Genomic DNA, 23,489 nt, shown 5'->3' on the forward strand with positions numbered 1-23,489 from the left:
AGGGAGCTTGACCCGGCCGGTCCGCCGCGCGAAGAAACATCCTTCGCTTGCGCTTCCGGCCCCGAACCCCGACATCCGGGCCTGAAGACGGTTCCTGCACGAGGTTTTCATGACGCGACACCTGTTCGGCACCGACGGCATCCGTGGCACCGCCAACATCGACCCGATGACCGCCGAAACGGCCCTGCGCGTGGCTATGGCGACCGCGCTGCAGTTCCGCCGCGGCGACCATCGGCACCGGGTGGTGATCGGCAAGGACACCCGCCTGTCCGGCTATCTGCTGGAACCGGCGCTGACCGCCGGCTTCATCTCCATGGGGATGGACGTGGTGCTGGTCGGGCCGCTGCCGACCCCGGCGGTCGCGATGCTGACCCGCTCGCTCCGTGCTGACATGGGCGTGGTGATCTCCGCGTCGCACAACCCCTATCAGGACAACGGCATCAAACTGTTCGGCCCCGACGGCTACAAGCTGTCGGACGAGGTCGAGGCGGCCATCGAGCGGCGAATGGCTCTGCCCTTCGCCCCCGACCTCGCCGGCCCCGCCGATCTCGGCCGCGCCAGCCGGCTGGACGACGCCACCGGCCGCTACATCGAATATGTGAAGAACACCTTCCCGCGCGGCCTTCGGCTGGACGGGCTGAAGATCGTCGTCGATTGCGCCAACGGCGCCGCCTACAAGGTCGCGCCCAAGGTGCTGTACGAGCTGGGGGCCGACGTGATCCCGGTCGGCGTCAGCCCCGACGGCACCAACATCAACAAGGGCTGCGGCGCCACCGCCACCCAGACCCTGCAGGAACAGGTGGTCGCCCATGGCGCCCATCTGGGCGTCGCGCTGGACGGCGACGCCGACCGCCTGATCATGGTGGACGAGGCCGGGCGCCCCATCGACGGCGACCAGCTGATGAGCCTGATCGCCACCTCCTGGGCGCGGTCGCAGACCTTGCGCGGCGGCGGCGTGGTCGCCACCGTGATGTCCAATCTGGGCATGGAGCGTCATCTCGGCGGGCTGGGCCTGCATCTGGCGCGTACGCCTGTGGGCGACCGCTATGTCGTCGAGATGATGCGCGAGCGCGGCTACAACGTGGGTGGCGAGCAGTCGGGCCATGTGGTGCTGTCCGACTATTCCACCACCGGCGACGGGCTGATCGCCGCGCTTCAGGTGCTGGCGGTGCTGATCCAGGCCGAGGGCCGCTCGGCCAGCGAGGTCTGCCGCGTCTTCGATCCGGTGCCGCAGAAGCTGACCAACATCCGCTTCGCCGCCGGAAGCAAGCCGCTGGAGGATGCCGCCGTCCAGCAGGCGATCAAGGAGGGCGAGGCGCGGCTGGCATCGAGCGGCCGCATCCTGATCCGCAAGTCGGGCACCGAGCCGGTCATCCGCGTGATGGCGGAGGGCGACGACGAGGCGCTGGTCCATGGCGTGGTCGGCGACATCGCCGATGCCATCCGCGCCAGCGCCACCCGCAGCCTGGAGGCCGCGCAATGAGCGGCGGCCCGGAAATGACCGGCTCGGTGAAGGGTCGCGTCCTGATCGTCGCCGGGTCGGATTCCGGCGGCGGTGCCGGCATCCAGGCCGATATCAAGGCGGTCAGCGCGCTCGGCGCCTATGCCACGACCGCCATCGCCGCGCTGACGGCGCAGAACACCACCGGCGTCTATGGCGTGGTGCCGGTCGACCCGGCCTTCGTCGCCCTGCAGATGAAGGTGGTTTTGGAGGATATCGGCGCCGACGCGGTGAAGATCGGCATGCTCGCCAACGCTCCCGTGATCGAGGCGGTGGCGGCGGAGTATGAGGCGCGCGCGGTCAATGTGCCGCTGGTGCTCGATCCGGTGATGATCGCCAAGAGCGGCCATCACCTGCTCGATCCCGACGCCGTGGTGACGCTGCGCAAGCGCCTGCTGCCGCTGGCCGAGGTGGTGACGCCCAATTTGCCGGAGGCGGAGGCGCTGACCGACCTGCCGATCCGCGACCTGGACGACATGCGCCGCGCGGCGGAACTGATGCTGAGCTTCGGCCCGAAATCGGTACTGCTGAAGGGCGGACACCTGGAGGACGACAGCCTCTACGACCTGCTGCTGACGGAGGAGGGCGAGACGGTCTTCCAGGGCAAGCGCGTCCACACCCCGCACACCCACGGCACCGGCTGCACCCTGTCCTCGGCGATTGCCGCGGGGCTGGCGCAGGGGCTCGGCACGCGCGACGCGGTGGCGCGGGCGCGGCGTTACGTGGAAACGGCGATCCTGACCGCGCCGGGGCTGGGCCACGGGCATGGGCCGCTCAACCACCTGCACACGGTGCGGGAGTTTTTGTAAACGGGGGGTGCTCGGCACCCTCCCTAACCCTCCCCCACCTTCGGTGGGAGAGGGGACTGCCGCTTACATGCAAATACGCCCTCTCCCGCGATCGGACCGACCTTCGGTCGGCCGAGGGCGGGGGAGGGAGGGGGCATCGCGTGTCCGCAACGCCCCCCAAACATTACTTGCTGTAGTCGTAGAACCCGCGGCCGGTCTTGCGGCCGAGATAGCCGGCGTCGACCATTTCCTTCAGCAGCGGGGCCGGACGGTACTTCGGGTCGTTGAAGCCTTCATAGAAGACCTCCATCACCGACAGCATGGTGTCCAGACCGATCAGGTCGGCGAGCGCCAACGGGCCGATCGGGTGGTTGCAGCCGGCCTTCATGCCGGCGTCGATGTCCTCGGCCGTGGCGATGCCTTCCTGCAGCGCGAAGATCGCCTCGTTGATCATCGGGCAGAGGATGCGGTTGACGGCGAAGCCGGGGCTGTTCTTGGCGGTGATCGGCGACTTGCCGACGCGCTTGGCGAAGGCCATCGCCTTGGCATGCGTGTCGTCGCTGGTCTGGATGCCGCGGATGATCTCCAGCAGCGCCATCAGCGGCACCGGGTTGAAGAAATGCAGGCCGATGAAGCGGTCCGGTCGGTCGGTGGCCGTCGCCAGCTTGGTGATGGAGATCGACGAGGTGTTGGTGGCGACCAGCGCCTCCGGCTTCAGGGTCGCGCAGAGATCCTTCAGGATCTTGACCTTGAGATCCTCGTTCTCGGTCGCGGCCTCGATCACCAGATCGCAAGCAGCCAGCTTCGACTTGTCGGTGGTGGCGGTGATGCGCGCCAGGGCCGCCTCGCGGTCGGCCGCCGTCATCTTCTCCTTCTTGACCAGACGGTCCAGGCTGCCGCCGACGGTCGACAGGCCGCGCTGCACCGCTTCCTCGGAGATGTCGGTCATCACCACCGTCAGGCCGGCGACGGCGCAGACCTGGGCGATGCCGTTGCCCATCTGTCCGGCGCCGATGACGCCGATGGTCTCGATTCCCATGCTCTCGGCCATTGTTCCTTGCCCCTATTGGTTGGCGGTTGCGTTGGTTCGCAGGTGCAGCAAGTTCTACACGGTTTTTCGTTGCGCTGCGATGACTTGTCGTATGCGGCATGGTGACCTTCCCGCCGGCGCGGCGTCCTGCCGCAGGGGAGACAACCCATGCTGTGGAAAAGCCTGCTTGCGGCCGCACTTGCCATCCAGGCCGGATTGGCCGCCGATCCGGTTCGACCAGGCAATTCGAAGGGCGCCCCGTCCTATTCGCGTCAGAGCTTCACCGCCTCCTCGCCGATGCGCTGGCGCAGCCAGCTGTGCGAGGGGGAGCCGGTGTTGCGGCGGTGCCAGATCATCGACACCTCGTAATCGCCGACATCGAAGGGCAGGGGGCTGGTGGCGAGTCCCAGCGCGTCGGCGCACAGGCGGGCCAGCCGGGCGGGCAACGAGGTCAGCATCGGCGCCCGCGTCAGGATCATCGGGATCGCCAGGAACTGGGTGGTGGAGGCTGCGACCCGCCGCCGGGTGCCCAGCGCCGCCAGTTCGTCGTCGATGAAGCTGGTCATGCCGCCGCGCAGCGACGGCATCAGGTGCGGGTAGCGGGTGTAATCCTCCAGCCCGATGGGCGGGGTGACCGGCACGAGAGCCGGGTTGTACAGACAGACATGGGTCTCCCGGTACAGCACCTGGCGGTCGTGCCAGCGCCGCAGTTCCGGCAGATAGCCGATGGCCAGATCGAGCGTGCCGTCATCCAGCGCGTCCAACATGGCGTCGGGATCGAGGCTGCGCAGAGCCACAGACACGCGCAGGTCGCCCTCCGCCGCGTCGCGCAGGATGCCGGTCAGCAGGACCGCCTGCATGGAATCGGAGGTGGAGATGCTGAAGCTCCGCTCCTCCCGCTGCGGGTCGAAATCCTCCGCCGCCGACAGGGCGCGGGCGGCACCCACCAGCAGGTCGCGCAGAGGTTCCGCCAGCCGCTGGGCGCGCGGCGTCGGCTCCATCCGGTTGCCGGTGCGCACGAACAGGGGATCGCCGACCAGCGTGCGCAGCCGGGCCAGGGCATGGCTGACCGCCGACTGGCTGACACCCAGCGCCTCGGCCGCGCGGGAGACGTTGCGGGTTTCGAGCAGCGCGTCGAACACCTTGATCAGGTTCAGATCGAGCGCAGGGTTATGAATAGCTTTCATGACGATATGAACCAAAGCCTCCTAGTTCATTGTGCACTAGACGGTGTATTCTGTCGAGACAGAGCTGCTCCAGCAGCCAAACAATCAAAAATCCTGATCCGTAGCCGCCATTCGCAGCCAAGGCCCGCAACCGGGCAGCGGACCTGCCGTCGTCACCACAAGGCGGCAGTTCCGTTCAGGGAGAAAGAGGCAAGAGCCATGATTCGCATCAACGTCAACGGCGAGAACCGTCAGGTCGACGTGCCCGAGGACATGCCCCTCCTGTGGGTCCTGCGGGACGAGTTGAACATGACCGGCACCAAGTTCGGCTGCGGCGTCGCCCAGTGCGGCGCCTGCACCGTCCATGTCGACGGCACGCCGACCCGCGCCTGCCAGACCCCGGTCGGCATGCTGGGTCCGGACAGCAAGGTCACCACCATCGAGGGCGTGAAGGGCAAGGCGGCGCAAGCCGTCCAGGCGGCTTGGCAGAAGCTGGACGTCGTCCAGTGCGGCTATTGCCAGTCGGGCCAGATCATGAGCGCGGTCGCGCTGCTGACCGACAACCAGAACCCGACCGACCAGGACATCGACGCGGCGATGGACGGCAATGTCTGCCGCTGCGCCACCTATGTCCGCATCCGCGCGGCGATCAAGGATGCCGCCCAGACGATGAGGGCCTGATCCATGCTGCATCATCTGATCCGTCAGGCCGCCCAAAACGGGTTCGGCGAACCCCTTGCGCTGAAGCCGCTGACGGCCCCGTCGCGCCGCGGTTTCCTGAAGGCCATCGGCGCCGGGGCCGGCGCGCTGGTCGTCGGCGCGCATCTGCCGCTGCCGGCGCTGGCCGCCGAAGCGGCGGCGAAGACCATCGGCCCGGCCGACCCGCGTCCGCAGCTGTTCGTCATCGTGGCGCCGGACAACACGGTCACCGTGTTGGCCAAGCATCTGGACAAGGGCCAGGGCATCGTCACCGGCCTCGCCACCATCGTGGCGGAGGAGCTGGACGCCGACTGGGCCCAGGTGCGCGGCGCCTTCGCCCCGGCCGACAGCAAGCTGTACGCCAACCACTTCTTCGGCATCCAGGGCACCGGCGGTTCCACCGCCATCGCCAACAGCTGGGACGAACTGCGGATGGCCGGTGCCGCCGCCCGCGCCATGCTGGTCGCCGCCGCTGCCGTCCGCTGGTCCGTGCCGGCCGGCGAGGTGACGGTGTCGAAGGGCGTGGTCCGTCATGCGGCGAGCAACCGCAGCCTCACCTTCGGCGAACTGGCTGAGGAGGCGGCGAAGCTGCCGGTGCCGCAGCAGGTCAAGCTGAAGGACCCCAAGGACTATGTGCTGATCGGCAAGCCGGACCTGCACCGGCTGGACCACATCAGCAAGACCGACGGCACCGCGATCTTCGCCATGGACATCCGCCGCCCCGGTCAGGTGACGGCGGTTCTGGCCCGCAGCCCCCGCTTCGGCGGCACGGTGAAGAGCGTCGACGACACGGCGGCCCGCAAGGTGCCGGGCGTGATCGAGGTGGTGAGCCTTCCGGTCGGCGTCGCGGTGATCGCCAGGAACAGCTGGGCCGCCATGAAGGGCCGCGAGGCGCTGACGGTCACCTGGGACGATGCCAAGTCCGAGATGCGCGGCTCCGACGCCATGCTGGCCGACTACCGCAAGCTGGCCGACCGGCCGGGTGCGGTCGCCGCCGGCAAGGGCGACGCCGACAAGGCCTTCGCCGACGCCGCGGCCAAGGGCGGCCATGTGGTGGAAGGCGACTTCGTCTTCCCCTACCTCGCCCATGCGCCGATGGAGCCGCTGAACGCCGTGGTGGCGCTGAACCCGGAGGGTGGCTGCACCATCTGGGCCGGCTCGCAGTTCCAGACGGTCGAACAGATGGTCGCCGCGCATATCCTGGGCTGCAAGCCGGAACAGGTGAAGATCGAGACCCAGTGGGCCGGCGGCAGCTTCGGCCGGCGCGCCACCACCAACGCCGACTACATCGCCGAGGCGGTAATGATCGCCAAGGCCTATCCCAAGGCCCCGGTGCATCTGGTCTGGACGCGCGAGGACGACATCAAGGGCGGCCGCTACCGCCCGCTGTTCCTGCACCGGATCAAGGCCGCGGTGGATGCCAAGGGCGCCCTGGTCGCCTGGAAGCAGCGCATCGTCGGCCAGAGCTTCATGGCCGGCACGCCGTTCGAGGCGGTAATGGTCAAGAACGGCGTCGACGCGACGATGGTCGAGGGGGCGTCGGACATGGCCTATGCCGTGCCGAATCTGGCGGTCGACGCCCACACCGTCGCCTCGCCGGTCACCACCCTGTGGTGGCGGTCGGTCGGGCACACCCACACCGCCTATTCCAAGGAGGTGATGATCGACCGGCTCGCCAAGGCGGCCGGCAAGGATCCGGTGGCCTTCCGGCTGGAGATGCTGAAGGACCATCCGCGTCTGGCCGGCGTGCTGAAGCTGGCGGCGGAGAAGGCCGGCTGGGGCCAGCCCATGCCGCAGGGCAAAGGCCGCGGCGTGGCGGTGCATGAAAGCTTCAACACCTATGTCGCCCATGTCGCCGACGTGACGGTCGACGCCAAGGGGCAGGTCAAGGTCGACCGGGTCATCGTCGCCATCGACTGCGGCCAAGTCATCAACCCCGACATCGTCAAGGCGCAGATGGAGGGTGGCACCGGCTGGGGCATCGGCCATGCCCTGCGCGGCGAGATCACCATGACCGACGGCGTGGTGGATCAGGCCAACTTCGACAGCTACCTGCCGATGCGGATGTCGGACATGCCGGTGGTGGAGGTGCACATCGTGCCGTCCGGCGAACGGCCGACCGGTGCCGGCGAACCGGGCGTCCCGACCGCCGCGCCCGCGGTGGCCAACGCCGTCTTCTCGGTAACCGGCCAGCCGCAGCAGACGCTGCCCTTCAGCCGCAGCGGCATCGTCAGCTGAGACGGGGCAGCTAAGGCGGGGCCGGCCCGGTCTTCGCCGTCAGTTGGGCGGTGGCGGGAATCGCCGCCGGCCGGCGGCCGGGCCAGCCCTGGTCCACCAGCAGCCTTATCGCGGGATCGGCCCGCATCGGACCGGCGGCGACGGAAGTCTCCGCCGGTTCTTTTTTGCGTGGCGGTTCGATGCACAGAAGCCGGGCGAGCCGCTGGGACTGGATGGCCGGAAGGGATGACCGGGGCAGTTGCGGTCCCCAGGGGTCCACGGCCGCGGTGGCCGCCATCGTGGCAGGCGTCAGCACCGTGAGGTGGCAGGCGGCGGCCAGAACCCCGGCCAGCAGCAGGACAGCCAGCGCCAGCACCGTCCAAAGGCGGCGCCGCAGCCGCCGGGCGACCATACCGGTCTCCGGCGTGTGCAATGGGTCGTGCGGGATGCTGTGTCGGTCGATGGCGGTCATGCGGCGCACAGCATGGCTCAAGGCCGATTTCGCATCCTCGCCTTTCCCGGAGATTCGCCGGGGCAGGGGGATTGCCCCCGCAGCCCCCCGCTCCCGGCCGATACTCTCCGTCCGGACAGTTATCTCTACCGACTAGCCAGGAATTGCGATGACGGCATTTCCGGCAAGACGCCTGTCGATTCACTCCTTATAAGATTAAATTGGCAGCAAATTCTCTTTTTCTGCGTATAATGATGGAAAGTTTCCCGTTGAAAGGCATTTGGCGATGACCGCACCGAATCCGGCGCCGAACACCGTCCTGCTGATCCGCCATGGCGAGAAGCCGGACGACGACACCGACCCCAACCTGTCGGCGAAGGGCTGGCAGCGCGCCTGCTCCATCACCAAGACGCTGCCCGATCTGGTTCCGACGGGAGTTCCGGCCATTTCGGCGGTGGTGGCGACGGCGCCCTCGCCGCACAGCGTCCGGCCGATCGAAACGGTGACGCCGATCAGCCTGATCCGCGCCCTGCCGCTGGCCCACACGATTGCCGACGATGATGTCGCCCAGGTTCCGGCGCTTCTGAGTGGTGCGCCCTACACCGGCGCCACCGTCCTGATCTGCTGGCATCACGGCAAGCTGCCGGAGCTGGCACTGGCACTCGGCGCCCCGGCCGATCAGGTTCCGAAAAAATGGGAGGGTGACGATTTCCACACCGTCTGGATTCTGCGCTATGAAGCCGACGGCTCGGTCAGCTTCACGATAACGCGCCAGCCGCATCTCGAGGCTGTTGCATAGCATCGTTGGGACGTTTCCATCGATCCGATTTGAAACCTACCCCGTGCCTCGCCGCCGGTCGATCTCCGCCTGCACGTCGCGGAACCAGCGCAGCTTTTCCTCGAAGGGCAGGCGGGCGAGGCCGCTCGGCGACGGCACCACCACGTCGGCGACGCCGTCGAACAGCCCGCGCTCCTGCACGCCCCAGGGCGCGTCGGGCAGGCCGGTGGCCGCCAGATAGACCCCCTTGCCGGTGTAGGCCAGCACCCGTGGCCGGACAAAGGCGACGATGCGCGCCAGCCGCGGCACCCCGCCGCGCAGCTCCGCCCGCGACAGCTCGGCGGCGCTGGCGGTGGCGCGGGCGACGAGGTTGGTTGAGCCCAGCCCGATGGCCGGCAGGGTGACGTCCTCCTCCGGCCGATAGAGGCGAGGGGTCAGCCCGGCCTCGAACAGCAGGCGCCAGAACTGGTTGCCGCGCCCGGCATAATGGTGGCCGAGCGCGCCCGACCGCAGGCCGGGGTTGAAGCCCACGAACAGGCAGTCGAGCCCCGGCGCCACGATGTCGGGCAACGGCCCGGCCGCAGGCGGAAGCATGTTCGGGGAAGGGGCCGGAACATCGTCGAACAGGTCCATCGGTCGGTTCCTCTCCGCAGGGAGAGGAAGATATAGGACACCGCCGCCCCGCTCAAAGCGAGGCGGCGACCGCGGGGGCAGGCGGACTGCTCCGTTCGTCCTGCAGCAGGGCGAGGATGCGGTCGGTCATTCTCAGGGCCAGCGCCACGATGGTCATGGTCGGGTGGTCGGCGCCCATGGTGGGGAAGACGGAACTGCCGGCGATGTAAAGGTTTCCGACGCCATGCACGCGGCCTTCCGCATCGACGACGCCGTGACGCGGCGATTCGTGCATGCGCGTCGTACCCATGTGGTGCCAGCACCAGCCGACATCCGCCATCGTCGCCTCGGCCTCCTCCTCCTGCCGCCCGCCGGTCGTGATCAGGCCGCGGCGCAGCAGATCCTCGCGCAGCAGGCGCTGGGTCTCGGCCGCGCCCCGGCGGTCCTGCTCGGTCAGCCGCCAGTCCACCCGCGGCAGGTTGCAGCCGAACGGGTCGGTGGCATGGTCGAGCGTCACCCGGCTGTCGGGGTTGGGAACCGGCTCCAGCACCGTCTCCAGCGTGAAGCGCCGGGGCAGCCAGCCCGGATCGACGAGGCTGTCGAACAGGGCGTGGGCGAGCTGCGGCATGCTGCGCAGGATGCGCGGGCCGGCGTTGCGCAGCAGGCTGACCGACTCGTCCTCCGACACGCCGAAGCGCCGGCAGCTGTGGCGCGAGGGCAGGAGCCGCAGGTCGCGCATCGCCTTGAAGGCGTCCAACGCCCCCGAATGGTAGGAGGCGACCAGATATGTCCGCGAATTGGGCAGCGCGTGGCGTTCCTGCAGCTCCGCGGTCGGCGCCAGCGCCAGCGCCACCGACGGGTGCGGCCGGCGCAGCCGCCGCCGCGCCAGGCACAGGCTGACGTCGTAGAGCGTGCGGTGCCGCCCCTGCTGGGTCAGGCGGATCGGCGGTGTCTTGAAGCGCGGATGGTCGGCGAAGTAGCGGCCGACCAGATCGTTGCCGTTGCCCAGCCCCGCCGCCTGCACCTTGTTGGACAGCAGCAGGATGCGCGCATTCTCGATGCCGCCGCAGCCCAGCACGAACAGCCGGGCGCCGACGGTGAAGCCCGGTCCCTCCAGCGTGCGGACCTGCACCCGTTCCACCGCGGTGGCGGTCGGGTTGGTGTCCAGGCCGGTGACGTTGGCGTTGAGGAAGGCGGTGATGTTGGCGGCGCGCCCGATCTCGGCTCGGTAAGCCTCGCCCATGCGGATCGGCGGGCTGAGCTGGGCGAGGCGGTTTTCGAAGCCGTCGCCGTCCTTGTCTTCTACCGGCAACAGCGCCGTCTTCGGCCCGCCGATCCGCTCCATCCAGAAATCATTGTCGTAGTCGAACGGACCCAGACCCAGCACACTCTGCGAGCGCTCGTAATAGGGCATCATCGTGTCGCGCGGGATCGGCCATCCGCTGCCGGGAATCCAGGACCGTTCGGCAAAGTCGCCGGGCTCCAGCGGGCGGGAGAAGCCGCCCCAGCAGTTGGTGCTGCCGCCCAGATAGCGGCTGCGCGCGGTGGTCAGCCGTTCATAGGGCAGGCCGACGTTGCGGCCGGCATAAAGCGCCTGGGAGATGCCGTCGACCTCCAATCCGCCGCCTTCGAGCAGGACGACGCTGCAGGAACTGCCGGCCAGCTCGCGCGCGATGGTCAGGCCGGCGGCGCCGCCACCGATCACGCACAGGTCGCAATCGATATGGGTGCCGTTCAGGACATGGCGGGCGTCACGAAGCAAGCGGGCCTCCGTACCAGGGATATAAGCCGTTCCTTCTTGCCCCGGACACGTAGCCTAGGCCGAGCGCGCATTCGGCTATACCCCCGGCGCGCCGCACTACTCCGGTACTCAACGCAAGCGCGGCACCCCGGACGAACCGGATGGCCGGTCCGTATCGCCCCGGCGGCTGGAAGTGATCGTGGGAATGATGGCGGGAACGACGGCCGCAGTCGGCGGTTGAAATGGGGAAGAACGGTGCCTCGGCCCGGCCGGACGGCCGCGGACGGACGCGCACCGGCAACCATGCAACCGCAGGAACCGCCGCCATGAAACGCCATCATCTTCTCGCCACCGCCGCCCTGATCCTGTTCTCCGCTCCCACGCTGTCGCTGGCCCAGACGCCGACGCCGCAGAAGACCGTGACCGAGAAGGGGCAACTGTCGCAGCAGGACATGACTTTCGCCGAAAAGGCGGCGATCAGCGACATGTTCGAAATCCAGGCCGGCAAGCTGGCGCAGGACCAGGCCAAGGACAATGGCGTCAAGCAGTTCGGCAACCACATGGTGGCCGACCACACCAAGACGTCCGAAGCCATGAAGGCGATGGCCCAGCAGAAATCGATGTCGCTGCCGACCAAGCTCGATTCCGAACATCAGCAGAAGCTCGACCGGCTGCGCGGCCTGCAGGGCGACCAGTTCGATTCCGCCTATCTGCAGGGCCAGATCGACGCCCACCAGACCGCCGTCACCCTGTTCCGCACCCAGGCCGAGAAGGGCCAGGACGCCGACCTGAAGCGTTTCGCCGAGCAGACCCTGCCGACGCTGGAGCAGCATCTGCGCCAGGTCCGCGACCTGCGCCCGAACGTCGCCTCCACCAGCGGCGCCGCCCAGCAGAGCACCAGCTTCGAAACCATGATGGGCAAGGCCGTCTATGGTGAGAGCGGCGGCAAGCTGGGCGATGTCGCCGACATCATCCTCGACGCCCAGTCGGGCAAGGCCACCCAGGTGATCCTGGACCGCGGCGGCATTCTGGGCATCGGCGCCAAGCAGGTGGCCCTGGATTATACGCTGCTGAACGCCGACGGCGACCGCATCGTCGCCCGGCAGGTGACCGAGGATCAGGTCAGGCAGATGGCGGAGTTCGAGTATGACGACAACACCGTCTCGCTGGGCCAGCGCAACAGCGGCGGCGGCAATGCCGGTAACGGCACCATGAACAACAAGGGCGGCGATATGAAGAACGACGCCGCCCACGGCACCGCCAACAGCCTGGACAGCACCCAGCCGCGCAATCCGCAGTAAGACCCGCAAGGGGGCTTGCGGCGGATCTGAACGGACACAAGCCGGGGGCACCGGGAAGCCATTTGCCGGCGACCCCGTCCAACCGATGGAGAAAGCAAGGATGGCGAACGCCAGCAAGAAGCACATGAGCCCCGGCGGTCAGGGCAAGGGCACCGGCACCGGCGCCACCACCGACCTGCCGGCCGGCGCAATCGGCGACAACGAAGTGCTGTCGAACCGCGACAAGTCCCGCCATTCCGATGCCCGCGGGCTGGACAGCAAGGCGGTGCAGACCGAGCAGATGCAGGATCACGCGGCCAACCGCGACCCGGACAAGTAGAACCCTGCCGGGAGGGCCGGTTCCGTCCGGTCCTCCCGCGTCCTCAGCCCCGCCAGAACTGGGGCATGAACAGCACCAGCACGGTGAACAGCTCCAGCCGGCCCAGCAGCATCGCCAGCGACAGCAGCCATTTGGCCGAATCCGGCAGGGAGGAGAAGGTGCCGGCCGGGCCGATGATGTCGCCCAGCCCCGGCCCCACATTCGCCAGCGCGGTCACCGCGGCGCTGGCGCTGGTGATGAAGTCCAGCCCCAGGGCCATCAGCGCGATGGTGATCACGCTGTAGGCGGTGAAGAACAGCGCGAAGAAGACGATCACCGATCCCAGAACGTCGTCGTCCAGCCGCCGGTTGCCGTATTGGCGCGGAAAGACGCCGCGGGGATAGATCAGGTGAAGGAAATGGGTGCGCAGCACCGTCACCATCACCTCGAACCGGAAGATCTTGATGCCGCCGGCGGTGGATCCGGTGCAGCCGCCGATGAAGGTCAGCCCGAAGAAGACGCCGACCGCCAGATTCCCCCATTGGCTGTAATCGGTATAGGCATAGCCGGTGGTGGTGACGACCGACACCACGTTGAAGGCCACCAGCCGCAGGGCATCGTGGAAGCCGTGGCCGTGGGTCGCCGCCAGCCAGATGCTGAGCGGCAGGATCACCGCGGCCAGGAAGGCCAGATATGTGCGCACCTGGCTGTCCTTCCACAGCGCGTCGCGCTGGCCGGTCAGGGTGCGGACATACAGGACGAAGGGCAGGCTGCCCAGCAGCATGAACAGCGTCACCAGCCAATGCAGGACCGGGCTTTCGAAATGCCCGATGGAACTGTCGGAGGTGGAGAAGCCGCCGCTCGACAGGCTGGTCAGCGCGTGCACCACCGCCTCGAACGGCGTCATCCCGGCCAGCCAGTAGCAGACCCCGCAGATCGCCGTCAGCCCGGCATAGACGCCGGCGATCGCCTTGGCGATCTGCTGGGCGCGCGGCAGCACCTTCTGCGACCGGTCGGAGGATTCGGTGCGGAACAGCTGCATGCCGCCCACCCGCAGCGCCGGCAGAACCGCGATGGCGACGCCGATGATGCCGATGCCGCCCATCCATTGCAGCAGCGCCCGCCACAGCAGGATGCCCTCCGTCGTCCGGTCCAGCCCGACCAGGACCGTCGATCCGGTGGTGGTCAGCCCCGACATGGTTTCGAAGAAGGCGTTGGCGTAGTTCAGCGACAGCTCGGGGAAATGGCCGAACTGGAAGGGCAGGGCGGCGAAGGCCGCGGTGCTGGTCCAGGTCAGCGGCGTCAGCAGGAAGGCCTGTCTCAGCGACAATCCGCCATGCAGGTGGCATCGGGTGCCGAGCGCCAGCGCTCCGCCGCAGGCACCGGTGAAGGCGGCCGAATAGAGGAAGACCCCGGCGTCCGGATTGCCATAGGCGAAGTCGACCGCGGCCGGAATCAGCATCGTCCCGGCAAGCGCCAGCAGCACGATGGAGACGATGAACAGGATCGGCCTGAAATTCGGCATGATGTCTCTGGTCAGGGGAATGGGCGGCGGCGGGAAGGTAATGACGTATCCGGCAGGGCGATACCGCCGGTCAGAAGAACTCCAGCCCCACGGCGAACAGCTTTTCGACCTTGCGCACCAGATCGGCGGTGGCCATCACGATGACGCGGTCGTGCGGTTCGATCACCGTCTGGCTGGTCGGGATGATGACCTCCCCGCCGCGGACCAGCGCGCCGACGATCATGCCGGCCGGCAGGCCGATGGACCCGATGGGGCCGCTGACCGCGCGCGAGGTCTCCAGCGCCTCGGCCTCCACCACCTCGCCGAAATTGTCGCCGATGGTCTGCACCGCGGCGACCCGCCCACGCCGGACATGGCGCAGGATCGAGGACACGGTGACCGCCGCCGGGTTGACCACCACGTCCATCCCCAGCCCGGCGACGATCGGCGCGTAGGACGTCTTGTTCAGCAGCGTGATCGCCCGCCCGCAGCCGGCGCGCTTGGCGAGAAGCGAGGTGAAGACGTTGGTCTCGTCGTCGTTGGTGACGGCGACGATGGTCTCGGCCCGGCCGACCTGCGCCTCGTCCAGGATCTCGTGGTCCAGCGCATCGCCGTTCAGCACCACGGTGCTGGAGCGCAGCGAGCGCGAGATCAGCTCCGCCCGCTCCGCGTTGCCCTCGATCATCTTGATGGAGATGCCGTGCATGTGCCGTTCGACGATCTTCGCCAGGTTGAAGCCGACATTGCCGCCGCCGGCGATGACCAGCCGGCGGGCCGGCGCCTCGCTGTGGCCGAACAGGGCGACGACGCGGACGATGTCGGCGGTGCGGCAGACCAGATGCACGTCGTCGCCCAGCCGCAGCATGTCGTTCCCCTTGGGCACGAAGCCGGTGCCGTCGCGGAAGACGGCCAGCACCGCCGCGCGCACGTCCGGGAACATCTCGGTCAGGCGGCGCAGCGGCGTGTTGAGCAGGGGCGAGCTGTTCGTGCAGTGGACGCCGATCAGATGCACCTTGCCGTCGGCGAGCGGCACCATCTCGAACGCGCCGGGGGAGCGCAGGCGCCGCGCGATGCTGTGGGCGATCTCCACCTCCGGCGAGATGACGACGCTGATCGCCAGATGCTGGGCGGAGAACATCGACGACCATTCCGGCTGCAGATAGGCCTGCTTGCGGATGCGGGCGATGCGCAGCGGGATGTTGAACACCGAATGGGCCACCTCGCAGGCCACCATGTTGACCTCGTCGGAATGGGTGACGGCGATCAGCATGTCGGCATCCCGCGCGCCTGCCTGGGCCAGCACATCCGGGTGCGAGGCATAGCCGACCATCCCGCGCACGTCGTGACTCTCGTCCATCCGCTGCGCCAGCTCGGTCGAGGTGTCGATCACCGTGATGTCGTTGTCTTCCAGCGCGAGGTGCCGCGAGATGCTGGCCCCGACCTGCCCCGCTCCACAGATGATCACCTTCATGCGCCTGCCCCCGGCCTGTCCACGCTGCACCCCGGCCCAACCGGCCGATGTCAGCAAATGACGGCAATGGCGAAGCGTTGCAAGTCAAAGCGGATCCGACAGGACCGAGGCGGCCGGGAGCGGGGCGCAAAACCTTCGCCCGGCTCCGTCCATCGAGCGCTCCCCCGGCGGGCGGTTCGGTGGCAGGATGCGGGGCGGAGCCTCCGTAAACCGACATCACCGAAGGAACATCCATGTTGAAGCTGCGCTGGAGCCCCACCTCGCCCTATGTGCGCAAGGTGATGATGGTCGTCATCGAACGCGGGCTCGAGGACCGGGTGGAGCGGGTGGTGACCGATCCCTGGTCGGCCGATACCGACCTGCCCAAGGAGAACCCGCTGGGCAAGGTTCCCGCCCTGACGCTTGCGGATGGCACCACCCTGTTCGACAGCCCGGTCATCGTCGAGTATCTCGATTCGCTCGGCGACCGGGCGCCGCTGTTCCCGCCGGCCGGGCCGGCACGCTGGACCGCGCTTCGGTTCCAGGCGACCGCCGACGGCATCTGCGACGCCGCCATCCTCCGCCGGCTGGAGTCCATGCGACCCGATGGCGAGAAGTCGGCGGCCTGGATGGAGCGCCAGCGCAAGGCGGTCGCCCGCGCGCTCGACCTGCTGGAAGCCGACGCGGCGGCGCTGGCCGGCGAGGACACCATCGGCACGCTCGCCGTGCTGGCGGCGCTCGGCTATCTGGATTTCCGCTTCGGGACCGAGGATTGGCGCGAAGGCCGGCCGGCGCTCGCGGCATGGTTCGACAAGGCATCCGACCGCGACAGCCTGCGGTGCACCGCACCGCCGGTGTAACGCTTGCAATAAGAGGGATGTTCTTCTCCGATAACGCGCAGTAATGCGGCGCCCGATGCCGGCGGGCGCCGCTGGAGCATCGCCGCGCTGTTTACGTTCGATTCACCATGACAGGCGGAAGATCGGCAGTCTACCGTCGCCAAAGCGGTCGATTTCGCGGGCGCAACGATGTTTCGATTGTGCGTCGCGAAAACTTCACCGAACCGTCACCCAAACATCCAAAGAGAGGGTCTACCCATGGCGTCGGCCGGCCTGCGGAGAACCGCGGGGCCGGTGCCGACAACCTCCAGACCGTGGGTGGCCCACATGGCAGATCGCGCCGACCAGCGCCGGCGATCCGGCATCAAGTCGAAAATGCTGATCGCCTTCGGCACCGTGGCGGCACTGCCCTGCATCGCGGCGGTCGTCGGCTGGATGTCCTATGGCGCGGTCCGGGGCCATGTCGCCGACATCACGGGAACGCAGGTGCCGGTGCTCAGCGCCGCGCACGGCCTTGCCACCACCACGGCGCGGGTCCTGGCGCTGGGGCCGCTGATCGACGCCGCATCGTCGGAGGAGGACCTGACCAGGCTGCGCAGTGCGGCGGCGGGCCAGCGCGCGGAGCTGGACGGCCAGCTCGCCCGGCTGGCCGACGGGCATGGCGACATCGGCCGCATGGGCGAGCTGGCGGCCACCGCCCGCTCGCTGTTGGGCACCGTCGACGCGTTGGGCGCGGCGACCGGCCGCCGGCTGAGCCTGCAGGAACAGCGCAGCGGCCGGCTGGCCGAGTTGAGCGACGCCCATGCCCGGCTGCTGGCGGCGCTGAAGCCGGACATGCAGGCCTCGCGCGAACAGCTTGCCCAGGCGATCACCGCGATGGTGGAGGCGACCTCGCAATCCTCCGAGACCATCGGCGGCGAACTGGGGCAGACGGTGATCCCACTGTTCCAGCTGCGCGGCGCGGAGGCGGCGCTGGCCAAGGCGCTGCTGATCGGCGCCTTCGAGACCGACCGGTCCAAGGTGATGTCGCTGTCCACCGATTTCGATTCGGCGCTGTCCGACCTGCAGGGCGCCCTGCGCCCGCTGGCGAAGAGCGAGGCGGCCGCCCCCGTCATCGCGGCGATCAACGAGCTGACGGCATATGGTGACGGCGACAAGAGCGTCTACACCCGCCGGGTCCGCCAGCTGACCCCCGGCATCCCGGAGGAGGAAGCGCGCAAGCTTGCCGAAGCGCAGGCCGCCGCGGTCGACGAGATCGTCCGGCTGGACCGCGACGCCAACAGCCGCATGCTGCCGCTGATGCTGAATTCCCGCGGGCGCATCGCCGAGGCCGGGAACGCCATCGCGGAGCGGATGCAGGATCTTTCCACAAATGTGGTGCCGGAAGCCCAGCACCGCTACACCGTGCTGAGCGGCCTGATGGCCGACGCCAACCTGCTGGCCGGCAAGCTGGCCGAGGCCGGCAACGCGGAAACGCTGGCCCGGCTGTCGGCCGCACGCCGCACGCTGGATCCGCTGGCGGCGACGATCCGCAAGACCTTGCAGGAGTCGCAGGGCGATCTGGGCCCGGAGGTCCGCCGGCTGGCCGAGAATCTGCTGGAGCTGGGCTTCGGCGAGGTCGGCATCCTGGCGCTCCGCGGCGGCGAACTGGCCGCCTATGCCGAGAATGCCGCGCTGATCGACAACAACCGCAGCACCGGCGCCGCCCTGACCGGCATGGTCGACACGCTGGTGGAGTCGGCCGAAACCGCGACCGCCGAGGGGGCCGCCGCCGCCCATGACGCGCTGGAGCGCACCAACGAGATCCAGATCCTGCTGGCGACGGCCGGCGTGCTGCTGGCCGGGCTGATCGTTTCGCTCTATGTCGGGCGCCGGGTGGTCGGCCGGATGGAGGCGCTTGCCGACGCCATGCGCCGGGTGGCCGGCGGCGACCTGACGGTGGAGCAGAAGGCCGAGGGCAACGACGAGATCACCGACATGGCCCGCGCGCTGTTCGTCTTCATCGCCAACGCCCGCGCCATGGAAGAGGCGCATGAGAAGGTGGAGATCGAACGCCGCAACGCCGCTTCGGCCCGCCGGACCAGCATGCTGGAGATCGCCGACCAGTTCGAGCGCAACGTGCTGAGCAGCGTGGAGACCCTGGCGGAGGCCGCCCGCGTGATGGCCGCCCGCGCCCGCTCGCTGACCGACATCGCCGCCAATGCCAACGACCGGGCCGACGCCGCGATGCAGCTCTCCGGCGAGATGGCGGCGGGGATCCAGCAGGTGGCGACCGCCGCCTCGGAGATTTCGCAGTCGATTGCCGAGATCAGCAAGCGCACCGGCGAATCGGCCCGCATCATCGGCGACACCGCCGCCGGGGCGGAGCAGGTGAAGGCCACCGTCGCCGACCTGTCGAGCACGGCGGGGGAGATCGGCACCGTGGTGGGGCTGATCGACGAGATCGCCGGCCAGACCAACCTGCTGGCGCTGAACGCCACCATCGAAGCGGCGAGGGCAGGGGAGATGGGCCGCGGTTTCGCGGTGGTCGCCGGGGAGGTGAAGGCCCTTGCCGGACAGACCGCCCAGGCCACCGCCGAGATCGCCCGCCAGATCGCCGCGACCCAGGCGGCCAGCCGCCAGACGGCGGAGGTGGTGGCGACCATGACCGGCAGCGTCCAGCGCATCGAATCGAATGCCTCGGCCATCGCCGCGGCGGTGGAGGAGCAGGCGACCATCACCTCCAGCATCGTCGACAGCTCCCACCGCGTTGCCGTCGGCACCCAGGCGGCGTCGGACCATGTCGCCGGCCTGTCGGAGGCCGCGGCCAAGGTGCGCGCCCAGGCCGGCGACGTGCTGCAGGTGGCGGAAAGCCTGTCGCAGGAGGCGACCAGCCTCGGCTCCGCCGTGCATCTGTTCCTCCAGGAAATCCGGGCCGCGCGATGACGGTCGCGACGATTGTCCCGATGCCGTTGCAGCCCCGGTCACGAACGGGTCGGTTTCATAAAACTGACACGTAAACAAAACAAACCCGTCACCAGCGGTGGCTATGGTCACCGCGACGAAGAAGGCGGGTTACGTCCTCCGGCGAAGGCCGGGCTTTTCCACAACCCAACGACACCGTCCAAACCTATCGGGAGTTTTGCCGTGAAAACCATGACCTCGGCGTTCGTTCGCTGCGCCGCCTTTGGTGCCCTGGCCGTTCTGTCCGTGTCGGTCGCCCCGCTGTCGGTCGCCTCGGCCGCCGACATCTCCGGCGCCGGCGCCACCTTCCCGTATCCGATCTATGCCAAGTGGGCCGACGCTTACAAGAAGGAGACGGGCACGGGCCTGAACTACCAGTCGATCGGTTCGGGCGGCGGCATCAAGCAGATCAAGGCCAAGACGGTCACCTTCGGCGCTTCGGACATGCCGCTGAAGCCGGAAGAGCTGGAGCAGGCCGGCCTGATCCAGTTCCCGATGATCATGGGCGGCGTCGTTCCGGTCGTGAACCTGAAGGGTCTGAAGTCGGGCGAGGTCAAGCTGTCGGGCACGGTTCTCGCCAACATCTACATGGGCGAGGTCACCAAGTGGAACGACCCGCAGATCAAGGCGCTGAACCCCAACGTCAACCTGCCGAACACCGCCATCGCGCCGGTGTACCGTTCTGACGGGTCGGGCACCAACTTCCTGTTCACCGACTACCTGTCGAAGACCAGCCCGAAGTTCAAGACCCAGATCGGCGCCAACACCTCCGTCCAGTGGCCGGCCGGCATCGGCGCCAAGGGCAACGAAGGCGTGGCCAACATGGTCAAGCAGACGGACGGCTCGATCGGCTACGTCGAATACGCCTACGCCAAGCAGAACAACATCACGTATCTCGGCCTGCAGAACAAGGACGGCAAGACCGTCGTTCCGAAGATCGAGGCCTTCCAGGCCGCCGCGGCGAACGCCGACTGGGCCAACTCCAAGGGCTACTACGTCATCCTGACGGACGAGCCGGGTGCGGACAGCTGGCCGATCACCGGTGCCAGCTTCATCCTGATGTACAAGAACCCGCAGGATGTCGCGACCTCGGCCGAAGCGCTGAAGTTCTTCGACTGGGCGTACAAGAGCGGCGCCAAGATGGCCACCGATCTGGATTACGTGCCGATGCCGGACTCGGTCGTCTCGCTGGTTCAGAAGACCTGGTCGCAGTCGATCCAGGCCGACGGCAAGCCGATCTGGACCGCGTCGGCCAAGTAACCACGGCCAACCCGACCCCGGGATGCGCCGGCAGACGGCGCGCCCCGGGGGCATGATCCGCCGGTGGGGTTGGAAATTTCGCCGACCCCACCGCACGCCTCACGGAGCGGCCATGACCGAGATCGCGCTGACCTTGACCGACGCACACGCTTCCACCGCCCGACGGGCCCGCCGCCAGCGCCTGCAGGATGCGGCCTTCCGCAACGCCACCCTCTTCTTCGCCCTGCTCGTCCTGTTCATCCTGGGCGGCGTCACGATTTCTCTCATCGACGGCGCGCTTCCGGCACTGCGCGCGTTCGGCTTCGGGTTCGTCACGACCGAAGTCTGGAACCCGGTGTCGGAGGAATTCGGCGCGCTCGCCCCCATTTACGGCACGTTGATCACCTCGGTCATCGCCATGGCTGTCGGCATCCCGGTCAGCTTCGGCATCGCGCTGTTCATCACCGAGATGTGCCCGGCCTGGCTCAAGCGCCCGCTCGGCGTCGCCATCGAGCTGCTGGCCGGCATTCCCAGCATCATCTACGGCATCTGGGGCCTGTTCGTCTTCGCCCCCTTCATGCAGTCGACCATCCAGCCCTTCCTGATCTCCACGCTTGGTCAGGTCCCGGGCATCGGCAACCTGTTCATGGGCCCGCCCTACGGCATCGGCATCCTGACCGCCGGCCTGATCCTGGGCATCATGGTGCTGCCCTTCATCACCTCCATCACCCGCGACGTCTTCGAGACGGTGCCGCCGATGGTGCGCGAATCCGCCTACGGGCTGGGCGCCACCACCTGGGAAGTGGTGTGGAACGTGGTGCTGCCCTACACCCGCACCGGCGTGATGGGCGGCGTCATGCTGGGGCTGGGCCGCGCGCTGGGCGAGACGATGGCGGTCACCTTCGTCATCGGCAACGCGCACCGCATCAGCTCCTCCATCATGGCGCCGGGCACGACGATCTCGGCCTCCATCGCCAACGAATTCACCGAAGCGGTCGGCGACGTCTACACCGCCTCGCTGGTGGCGCTGGGCCTGATCCTGTTCCTGTTCCTGATCACCTTCACCGTGCTGTCGATCGCCAAGCTGATGCTGCTGCGCCTGCAGCGCAAGGCCGGAGTCTGAGGCCATGAGCATGACAAGTTCCGCGGCGCTCGCCGCTCCGGCCGGCGGGCTGTACAACCGCCGCCGTGTCGTCAACAAGGTGGCGCTGTCGCTTGCGCTGGGCGCGGCCGGCTTCGGCCTGTTCTGGCTGGTCGCCATCCTGTGGACGCTGCTCTACAACGGGCTGTCGGCCATCAACATCGCCCTGTTCACCGAGAACACGCCGCCGCCGGGCGGCGAGGGCGGCCTGCTGAACGCCATCTTCGGCAGCGTCATCATGACCACGGTCGCCACCCTGGTCGGCACGCCGATCGGCATCATGGCTGGCACCTACCTCGCCGAATTCGGCCGCGACCGCAAGCTGGCCGAGGTGGTGCGCTTCATCAACGACGTGCTGCTGAGCGCGCCGTCGATCATGGTCGGCCTGTTCGTGTACGAGGTGATGGTCATCCGCATGGGCCATTTCTCGGCCTGGGCGGGGGCCATGGCCCTGGCGGTCATCGTCATCCCCGTCGTGGTCCGCACGACCGAGGACATGCTGAAGCTGGTGCCCAACAGCCTGCGCGAGGCCGCGGCCGCCCTTGGCGCGCCGCAGTGGAAGGTGATCACCATGGTCGCCTACCGCGCCGCCCGCAACGGCATGATCACCGGCGTCCTGCTGGCGATTGCCCGCATCAGCGGCGAGACGGCCCCCCTGCTCTTCACCGCCCTGAACAACCAGTTCTGGAGCGCGGACATGAATGCGCCGATGGCCAACCTGCCGGTGGTCATCTTCCAGTACGCGATGTCTCCCTATGAGGACTGGCGCCAGCTGGCCTGGGGCGGCGCGCTGCTGATCACGGTCGCCATCCTGCTCCTCAACATCGGCGCCCGGCTGCTGGCCGGTCTCGGCTCGACGAGAAAGTAACCATGACGATGACCCACATGGACGCCAACAGCCCCGCCCACGGAAGCCACACGATGCCCCCCGGCATGATCCCCGGCGCCGGTGCCGACCGCCCAATCGCCGGTGCCGGCCTTCCCGAGAAGATCAGCATCCGCAACCTGGACTTCTTCTACGACGGCTACCGGGCGCTGAAAGACGTTTCGATGCCGCTGTACGATCGTCAGGTCACCGCCTTCATCGGCCCGTCGGGCTGCGGCAAGTCGACCCTGCTGCGCATCCTGAACCGGATGTACGACCTCTATCCCAAGCAGGTCGCGACCGGCGAGGTCATGCTGGACGGCGTCAACATCCTGTCGCCGAAGCAGGATCTGAACCTGCTTCGCGCCCGCGTCGGCATGGTGTTCCAGAAGCCGACGCCGTTCCCGATGTCGATCTACGACAACATCGCCTTCGGCGTGAAGCTGTACGAGAAGCTGTCCCGCACCGAAATGGACGAGCGGGTGGAATTCTCGCTGCGCCGCGCCGCCCTGTGGGAAGAGGTGAAGGACAAGCTGCGCCAGAATGGCATGAGCCTGTCCGGCGGTCAGCAGCAGCGCCTGTGCATCGCCCGCGCCATCGCGGTCAAGCCGTCGGTCCTGCTGCTGGACGAGCCGACCTCGGCGCTCGACCCCATCTCCACCGCCAAGTGCGAGGAGCTGGTGGACGAGCTGCGTTCCGACTACTGCATCGCCATCGTCACCCACAACATGCAGCAGGCGGCCCGCATCTCCAACTTCACCGCCTTCATGTATCTGGGCGAACTGATCGAGTTCGGGAACACGGAAGAGATCTTCACCAACCCGACCAAGGACAAGACGTCCGAATACATCACCGGCCGTTTCGGCTGACGGTTCCGCTCCGCCGGTCTTTCCTGCCAAGGGGAGAACCGGCGGAGAAATTTCGGC

At 68.1% G+C, this 23,489-nt stretch carries 20 protein-coding genes; 13 read left to right on the forward strand and 7 right to left on the reverse strand.

All coding sequences use genetic code 11. The features are described 5' to 3' along the window. Positions 1–109: 109 nt before the first annotated feature. A complete protein-coding gene (gene glmM, locus AZOLI_RS27375; RefSeq protein ID WP_014249900.1) occupies positions 110–1,483 on the forward strand; it encodes a phosphoglucosamine mutase in 1,374 nt (457 codons plus the stop codon). Then, positions 1,480–2,310, forward strand: coding sequence for a bifunctional hydroxymethylpyrimidine kinase/phosphomethylpyrimidine kinase (gene thiD, locus AZOLI_RS27380; protein ID WP_014249901.1), 831 nt, complete (start codon positions 1,480–1,482; stop codon positions 2,308–2,310). Before glmM ends, thiD begins: the two co-directional genes overlap by 4 nt. A 163-nt stretch (positions 2,311–2,473) precedes the next feature. Here the strand turns inward: thiD and AZOLI_RS27385 are convergent, their stop codons facing one another. Then, positions 2,474–3,340 carry a 3-hydroxybutyryl-CoA dehydrogenase gene (locus AZOLI_RS27385; protein ID WP_014249902.1) on the reverse strand — a complete coding sequence of 289 codons (867 nt, stop codon included), beginning with the start codon at positions 3,338–3,340 and terminating at the stop codon, positions 2,474–2,476. Between the two features lie 251 nt (positions 3,341–3,591). After that, a complete protein-coding gene (locus tag AZOLI_RS27390; protein ID WP_044553481.1) occupies positions 3,592–4,506 on the reverse strand; it encodes a LysR family transcriptional regulator in 915 nt (304 codons plus the stop codon). A gap of 198 nt (positions 4,507–4,704) precedes the next feature. Between AZOLI_RS27390 and AZOLI_RS27395 the strand changes: the two genes are divergently transcribed. Beyond that, positions 4,705–5,166, forward strand: coding sequence for a (2Fe-2S)-binding protein (locus AZOLI_RS27395; RefSeq protein WP_014249905.1), 462 nt, complete (start codon positions 4,705–4,707; stop codon positions 5,164–5,166). A gap of 3 nt (positions 5,167–5,169) precedes the next feature. Further along, positions 5,170–7,422: a xanthine dehydrogenase family protein molybdopterin-binding subunit gene (locus AZOLI_RS27400; protein ID WP_014249906.1), complete on the forward strand. Its 2,253-nt coding sequence runs from the start codon at positions 5,170–5,172 to the stop codon at positions 7,420–7,422. A 10-nt stretch (positions 7,423–7,432) separates the two neighbouring features. On the opposite strand, the gene AZOLI_RS27405 is transcribed toward AZOLI_RS27400, so the two are convergent. Beyond that, positions 7,433–7,894, reverse strand: a complete 462-nt coding sequence (locus AZOLI_RS27405; RefSeq protein ID WP_162488477.1) for a hypothetical protein — start codon at positions 7,892–7,894, stop codon at positions 7,433–7,435. A gap of 244 nt (positions 7,895–8,138) precedes the next feature. Between AZOLI_RS27405 and AZOLI_RS27410 the strand changes: the two genes are divergently transcribed. Further along, entirely contained in the window at positions 8,139–8,651 is a 513-nt protein-coding gene (locus AZOLI_RS27410; protein WP_014249908.1) for a hypothetical protein, read from the forward strand. 36 nt (positions 8,652–8,687) lie between these two features. Here the strand turns inward: AZOLI_RS27410 and AZOLI_RS27415 are convergent, their stop codons facing one another. Together AZOLI_RS27415 and AZOLI_RS27420 are read right to left on the reverse strand one after the other, a co-directional pair. Further along, positions 8,688–9,263 carry a mismatch-specific DNA-glycosylase gene (locus tag AZOLI_RS27415; protein ID WP_014249909.1) on the reverse strand — a complete coding sequence of 192 codons (576 nt, stop codon included), beginning with the start codon at positions 9,261–9,263 and terminating at the stop codon, positions 8,688–8,690. 52 nt (positions 9,264–9,315) lie between these two features. Then, positions 9,316–11,004, reverse strand: coding sequence for a GMC oxidoreductase (locus tag AZOLI_RS27420; RefSeq protein ID WP_014249910.1), 1,689 nt, complete (start codon positions 11,002–11,004; stop codon positions 9,316–9,318). A gap of 305 nt (positions 11,005–11,309) precedes the next feature. Here AZOLI_RS27420 and AZOLI_RS30590 point away from each other — a divergent pair, with 305 nt between their 5' ends. Continuing rightward, on the forward strand, positions 11,310–12,284 hold the full coding sequence (locus AZOLI_RS30590) for a DUF4142 domain-containing protein (RefSeq protein WP_162488479.1): 975 nt from the start codon (positions 11,310–11,312) through the stop codon (positions 12,282–12,284). Between the two features lie 100 nt (positions 12,285–12,384). Beyond that, a complete protein-coding gene (locus AZOLI_RS27430; protein WP_014249913.1) occupies positions 12,385–12,603 on the forward strand; it encodes a hypothetical protein in 219 nt (72 codons plus the stop codon). A gap of 43 nt (positions 12,604–12,646) precedes the next feature. Here the strand turns inward: AZOLI_RS27430 and AZOLI_RS27435 are convergent, their stop codons facing one another. Then, a complete protein-coding gene (locus AZOLI_RS27435) occupies positions 12,647–14,107 on the reverse strand; it encodes a TrkH family potassium uptake protein (RefSeq protein ID WP_014249914.1) in 1,461 nt (486 codons plus the stop codon). Positions 14,108–14,177: 70 nt separating this feature from the next. Continuing rightward, positions 14,178–15,557, reverse strand: coding sequence for a Trk system potassium transporter TrkA (trkA, locus tag AZOLI_RS27440; protein ID WP_014249915.1), 1,380 nt, complete (start codon positions 15,555–15,557; stop codon positions 14,178–14,180). A 233-nt stretch (positions 15,558–15,790) separates the two neighbouring features. Here trkA and AZOLI_RS27445 point away from each other — a divergent pair, with 233 nt between their 5' ends. From AZOLI_RS27445 to pstB, 6 genes are all read left to right on the forward strand, one after another. Further along, complete coding sequence (locus AZOLI_RS27445) at positions 15,791–16,396, forward strand: glutathione S-transferase N-terminal domain-containing protein (protein WP_014249916.1); 606 nt, start codon at positions 15,791–15,793, stop codon at positions 16,394–16,396. Positions 16,397–16,702: 306 nt separating this feature from the next. Continuing rightward, on the forward strand, positions 16,703–19,300 hold the full coding sequence (locus AZOLI_RS27450) for a methyl-accepting chemotaxis protein (protein ID WP_162488480.1): 2,598 nt from the start codon (positions 16,703–16,705) through the stop codon (positions 19,298–19,300). Between the two features lie 210 nt (positions 19,301–19,510). After that, on the forward strand, positions 19,511–20,578 hold the full coding sequence (gene pstS / locus AZOLI_RS27455; RefSeq protein ID WP_014249918.1) for a phosphate ABC transporter substrate-binding protein PstS: 1,068 nt from the start codon (positions 19,511–19,513) through the stop codon (positions 20,576–20,578). A 112-nt stretch (positions 20,579–20,690) separates the two neighbouring features. Beyond that, entirely contained in the window at positions 20,691–21,680 is a 990-nt protein-coding gene (gene pstC, locus AZOLI_RS27460; protein WP_014249919.1) for a phosphate ABC transporter permease subunit PstC, read from the forward strand. A gap of 4 nt (positions 21,681–21,684) precedes the next feature. Then, positions 21,685–22,566, forward strand: a complete 882-nt coding sequence (gene pstA, locus AZOLI_RS27465) for a phosphate ABC transporter permease PstA (RefSeq protein WP_014249920.1) — start codon at positions 21,685–21,687, stop codon at positions 22,564–22,566. Positions 22,567–22,568: 2 nt separating this feature from the next. Next, positions 22,569–23,432, forward strand: a complete 864-nt coding sequence (gene pstB / locus AZOLI_RS27470; RefSeq protein WP_014249921.1) for a phosphate ABC transporter ATP-binding protein PstB — start codon at positions 22,569–22,571, stop codon at positions 23,430–23,432. The last annotated feature ends 57 nt before the right edge of the window (positions 23,433–23,489 follow it).

Origin of the sequence: Azospirillum lipoferum 4B (genome assembly GCF_000283655.1) — a bacterium.
Classification (GTDB): domain Bacteria; phylum Pseudomonadota; class Alphaproteobacteria; order Azospirillales; family Azospirillaceae; genus Azospirillum; species Azospirillum lipoferum_C.

What these genes read in the sequence shown, in the direction of transcription:
- glmM (WP_014249900.1), top strand. Translation starts at nt 110, where the DNA reads ATGACGCGACACCTGTTCGGCACCGACGGCATCCGTGGCACCGCCAAC.
- thiD (WP_014249901.1), top strand. Translation starts at nt 1,480, where the DNA reads ATGAGCGGCGGCCCGGAAATGACCGGCTCGGTGAAGGGTCGCGTCCTG.
- AZOLI_RS27385 (WP_014249902.1), bottom strand. Translation starts at nt 3,340, where the DNA reads ATGGCCGAGAGCATGGGAATCGAGACCATCGGCGTCATCGGCGCCGGA.
- AZOLI_RS27390 (WP_044553481.1), bottom strand. Translation starts at nt 4,506, where the DNA reads ATGAAAGCTATTCATAACCCTGCGCTCGATCTGAACCTGATCAAGGTG.
- AZOLI_RS27395 (WP_014249905.1), top strand. Translation starts at nt 4,705, where the DNA reads ATGATTCGCATCAACGTCAACGGCGAGAACCGTCAGGTCGACGTGCCC.
- AZOLI_RS27400 (WP_014249906.1), top strand. Translation starts at nt 5,170, where the DNA reads ATGCTGCATCATCTGATCCGTCAGGCCGCCCAAAACGGGTTCGGCGAA.
- AZOLI_RS27410 (WP_014249908.1), top strand. Translation starts at nt 8,139, where the DNA reads ATGACCGCACCGAATCCGGCGCCGAACACCGTCCTGCTGATCCGCCAT.
- AZOLI_RS27415 (WP_014249909.1), bottom strand. Translation starts at nt 9,263, where the DNA reads ATGGACCTGTTCGACGATGTTCCGGCCCCTTCCCCGAACATGCTTCCG.
- AZOLI_RS30590 (WP_162488479.1), top strand. Translation starts at nt 11,310, where the DNA reads ATGAAACGCCATCATCTTCTCGCCACCGCCGCCCTGATCCTGTTCTCC.
- AZOLI_RS27430 (WP_014249913.1), top strand. Translation starts at nt 12,385, where the DNA reads ATGGCGAACGCCAGCAAGAAGCACATGAGCCCCGGCGGTCAGGGCAAG.
- AZOLI_RS27435 (WP_014249914.1), bottom strand. Translation starts at nt 14,107, where the DNA reads ATGCCGAATTTCAGGCCGATCCTGTTCATCGTCTCCATCGTGCTGCTG.
- trkA (WP_014249915.1), bottom strand. Translation starts at nt 15,557, where the DNA reads ATGAAGGTGATCATCTGTGGAGCGGGGCAGGTCGGGGCCAGCATCTCG.
- AZOLI_RS27445 (WP_014249916.1), top strand. Translation starts at nt 15,791, where the DNA reads ATGTTGAAGCTGCGCTGGAGCCCCACCTCGCCCTATGTGCGCAAGGTG.
- AZOLI_RS27450 (WP_162488480.1), top strand. Translation starts at nt 16,703, where the DNA reads ATGGCAGATCGCGCCGACCAGCGCCGGCGATCCGGCATCAAGTCGAAA.
- pstS (WP_014249918.1), top strand. Translation starts at nt 19,511, where the DNA reads ATGACCTCGGCGTTCGTTCGCTGCGCCGCCTTTGGTGCCCTGGCCGTT.
- pstC (WP_014249919.1), top strand. Translation starts at nt 20,691, where the DNA reads ATGACCGAGATCGCGCTGACCTTGACCGACGCACACGCTTCCACCGCC.
- pstA (WP_014249920.1), top strand. Translation starts at nt 21,685, where the DNA reads ATGAGCATGACAAGTTCCGCGGCGCTCGCCGCTCCGGCCGGCGGGCTG.
- pstB (WP_014249921.1), top strand. Translation starts at nt 22,569, where the DNA reads ATGACGATGACCCACATGGACGCCAACAGCCCCGCCCACGGAAGCCAC.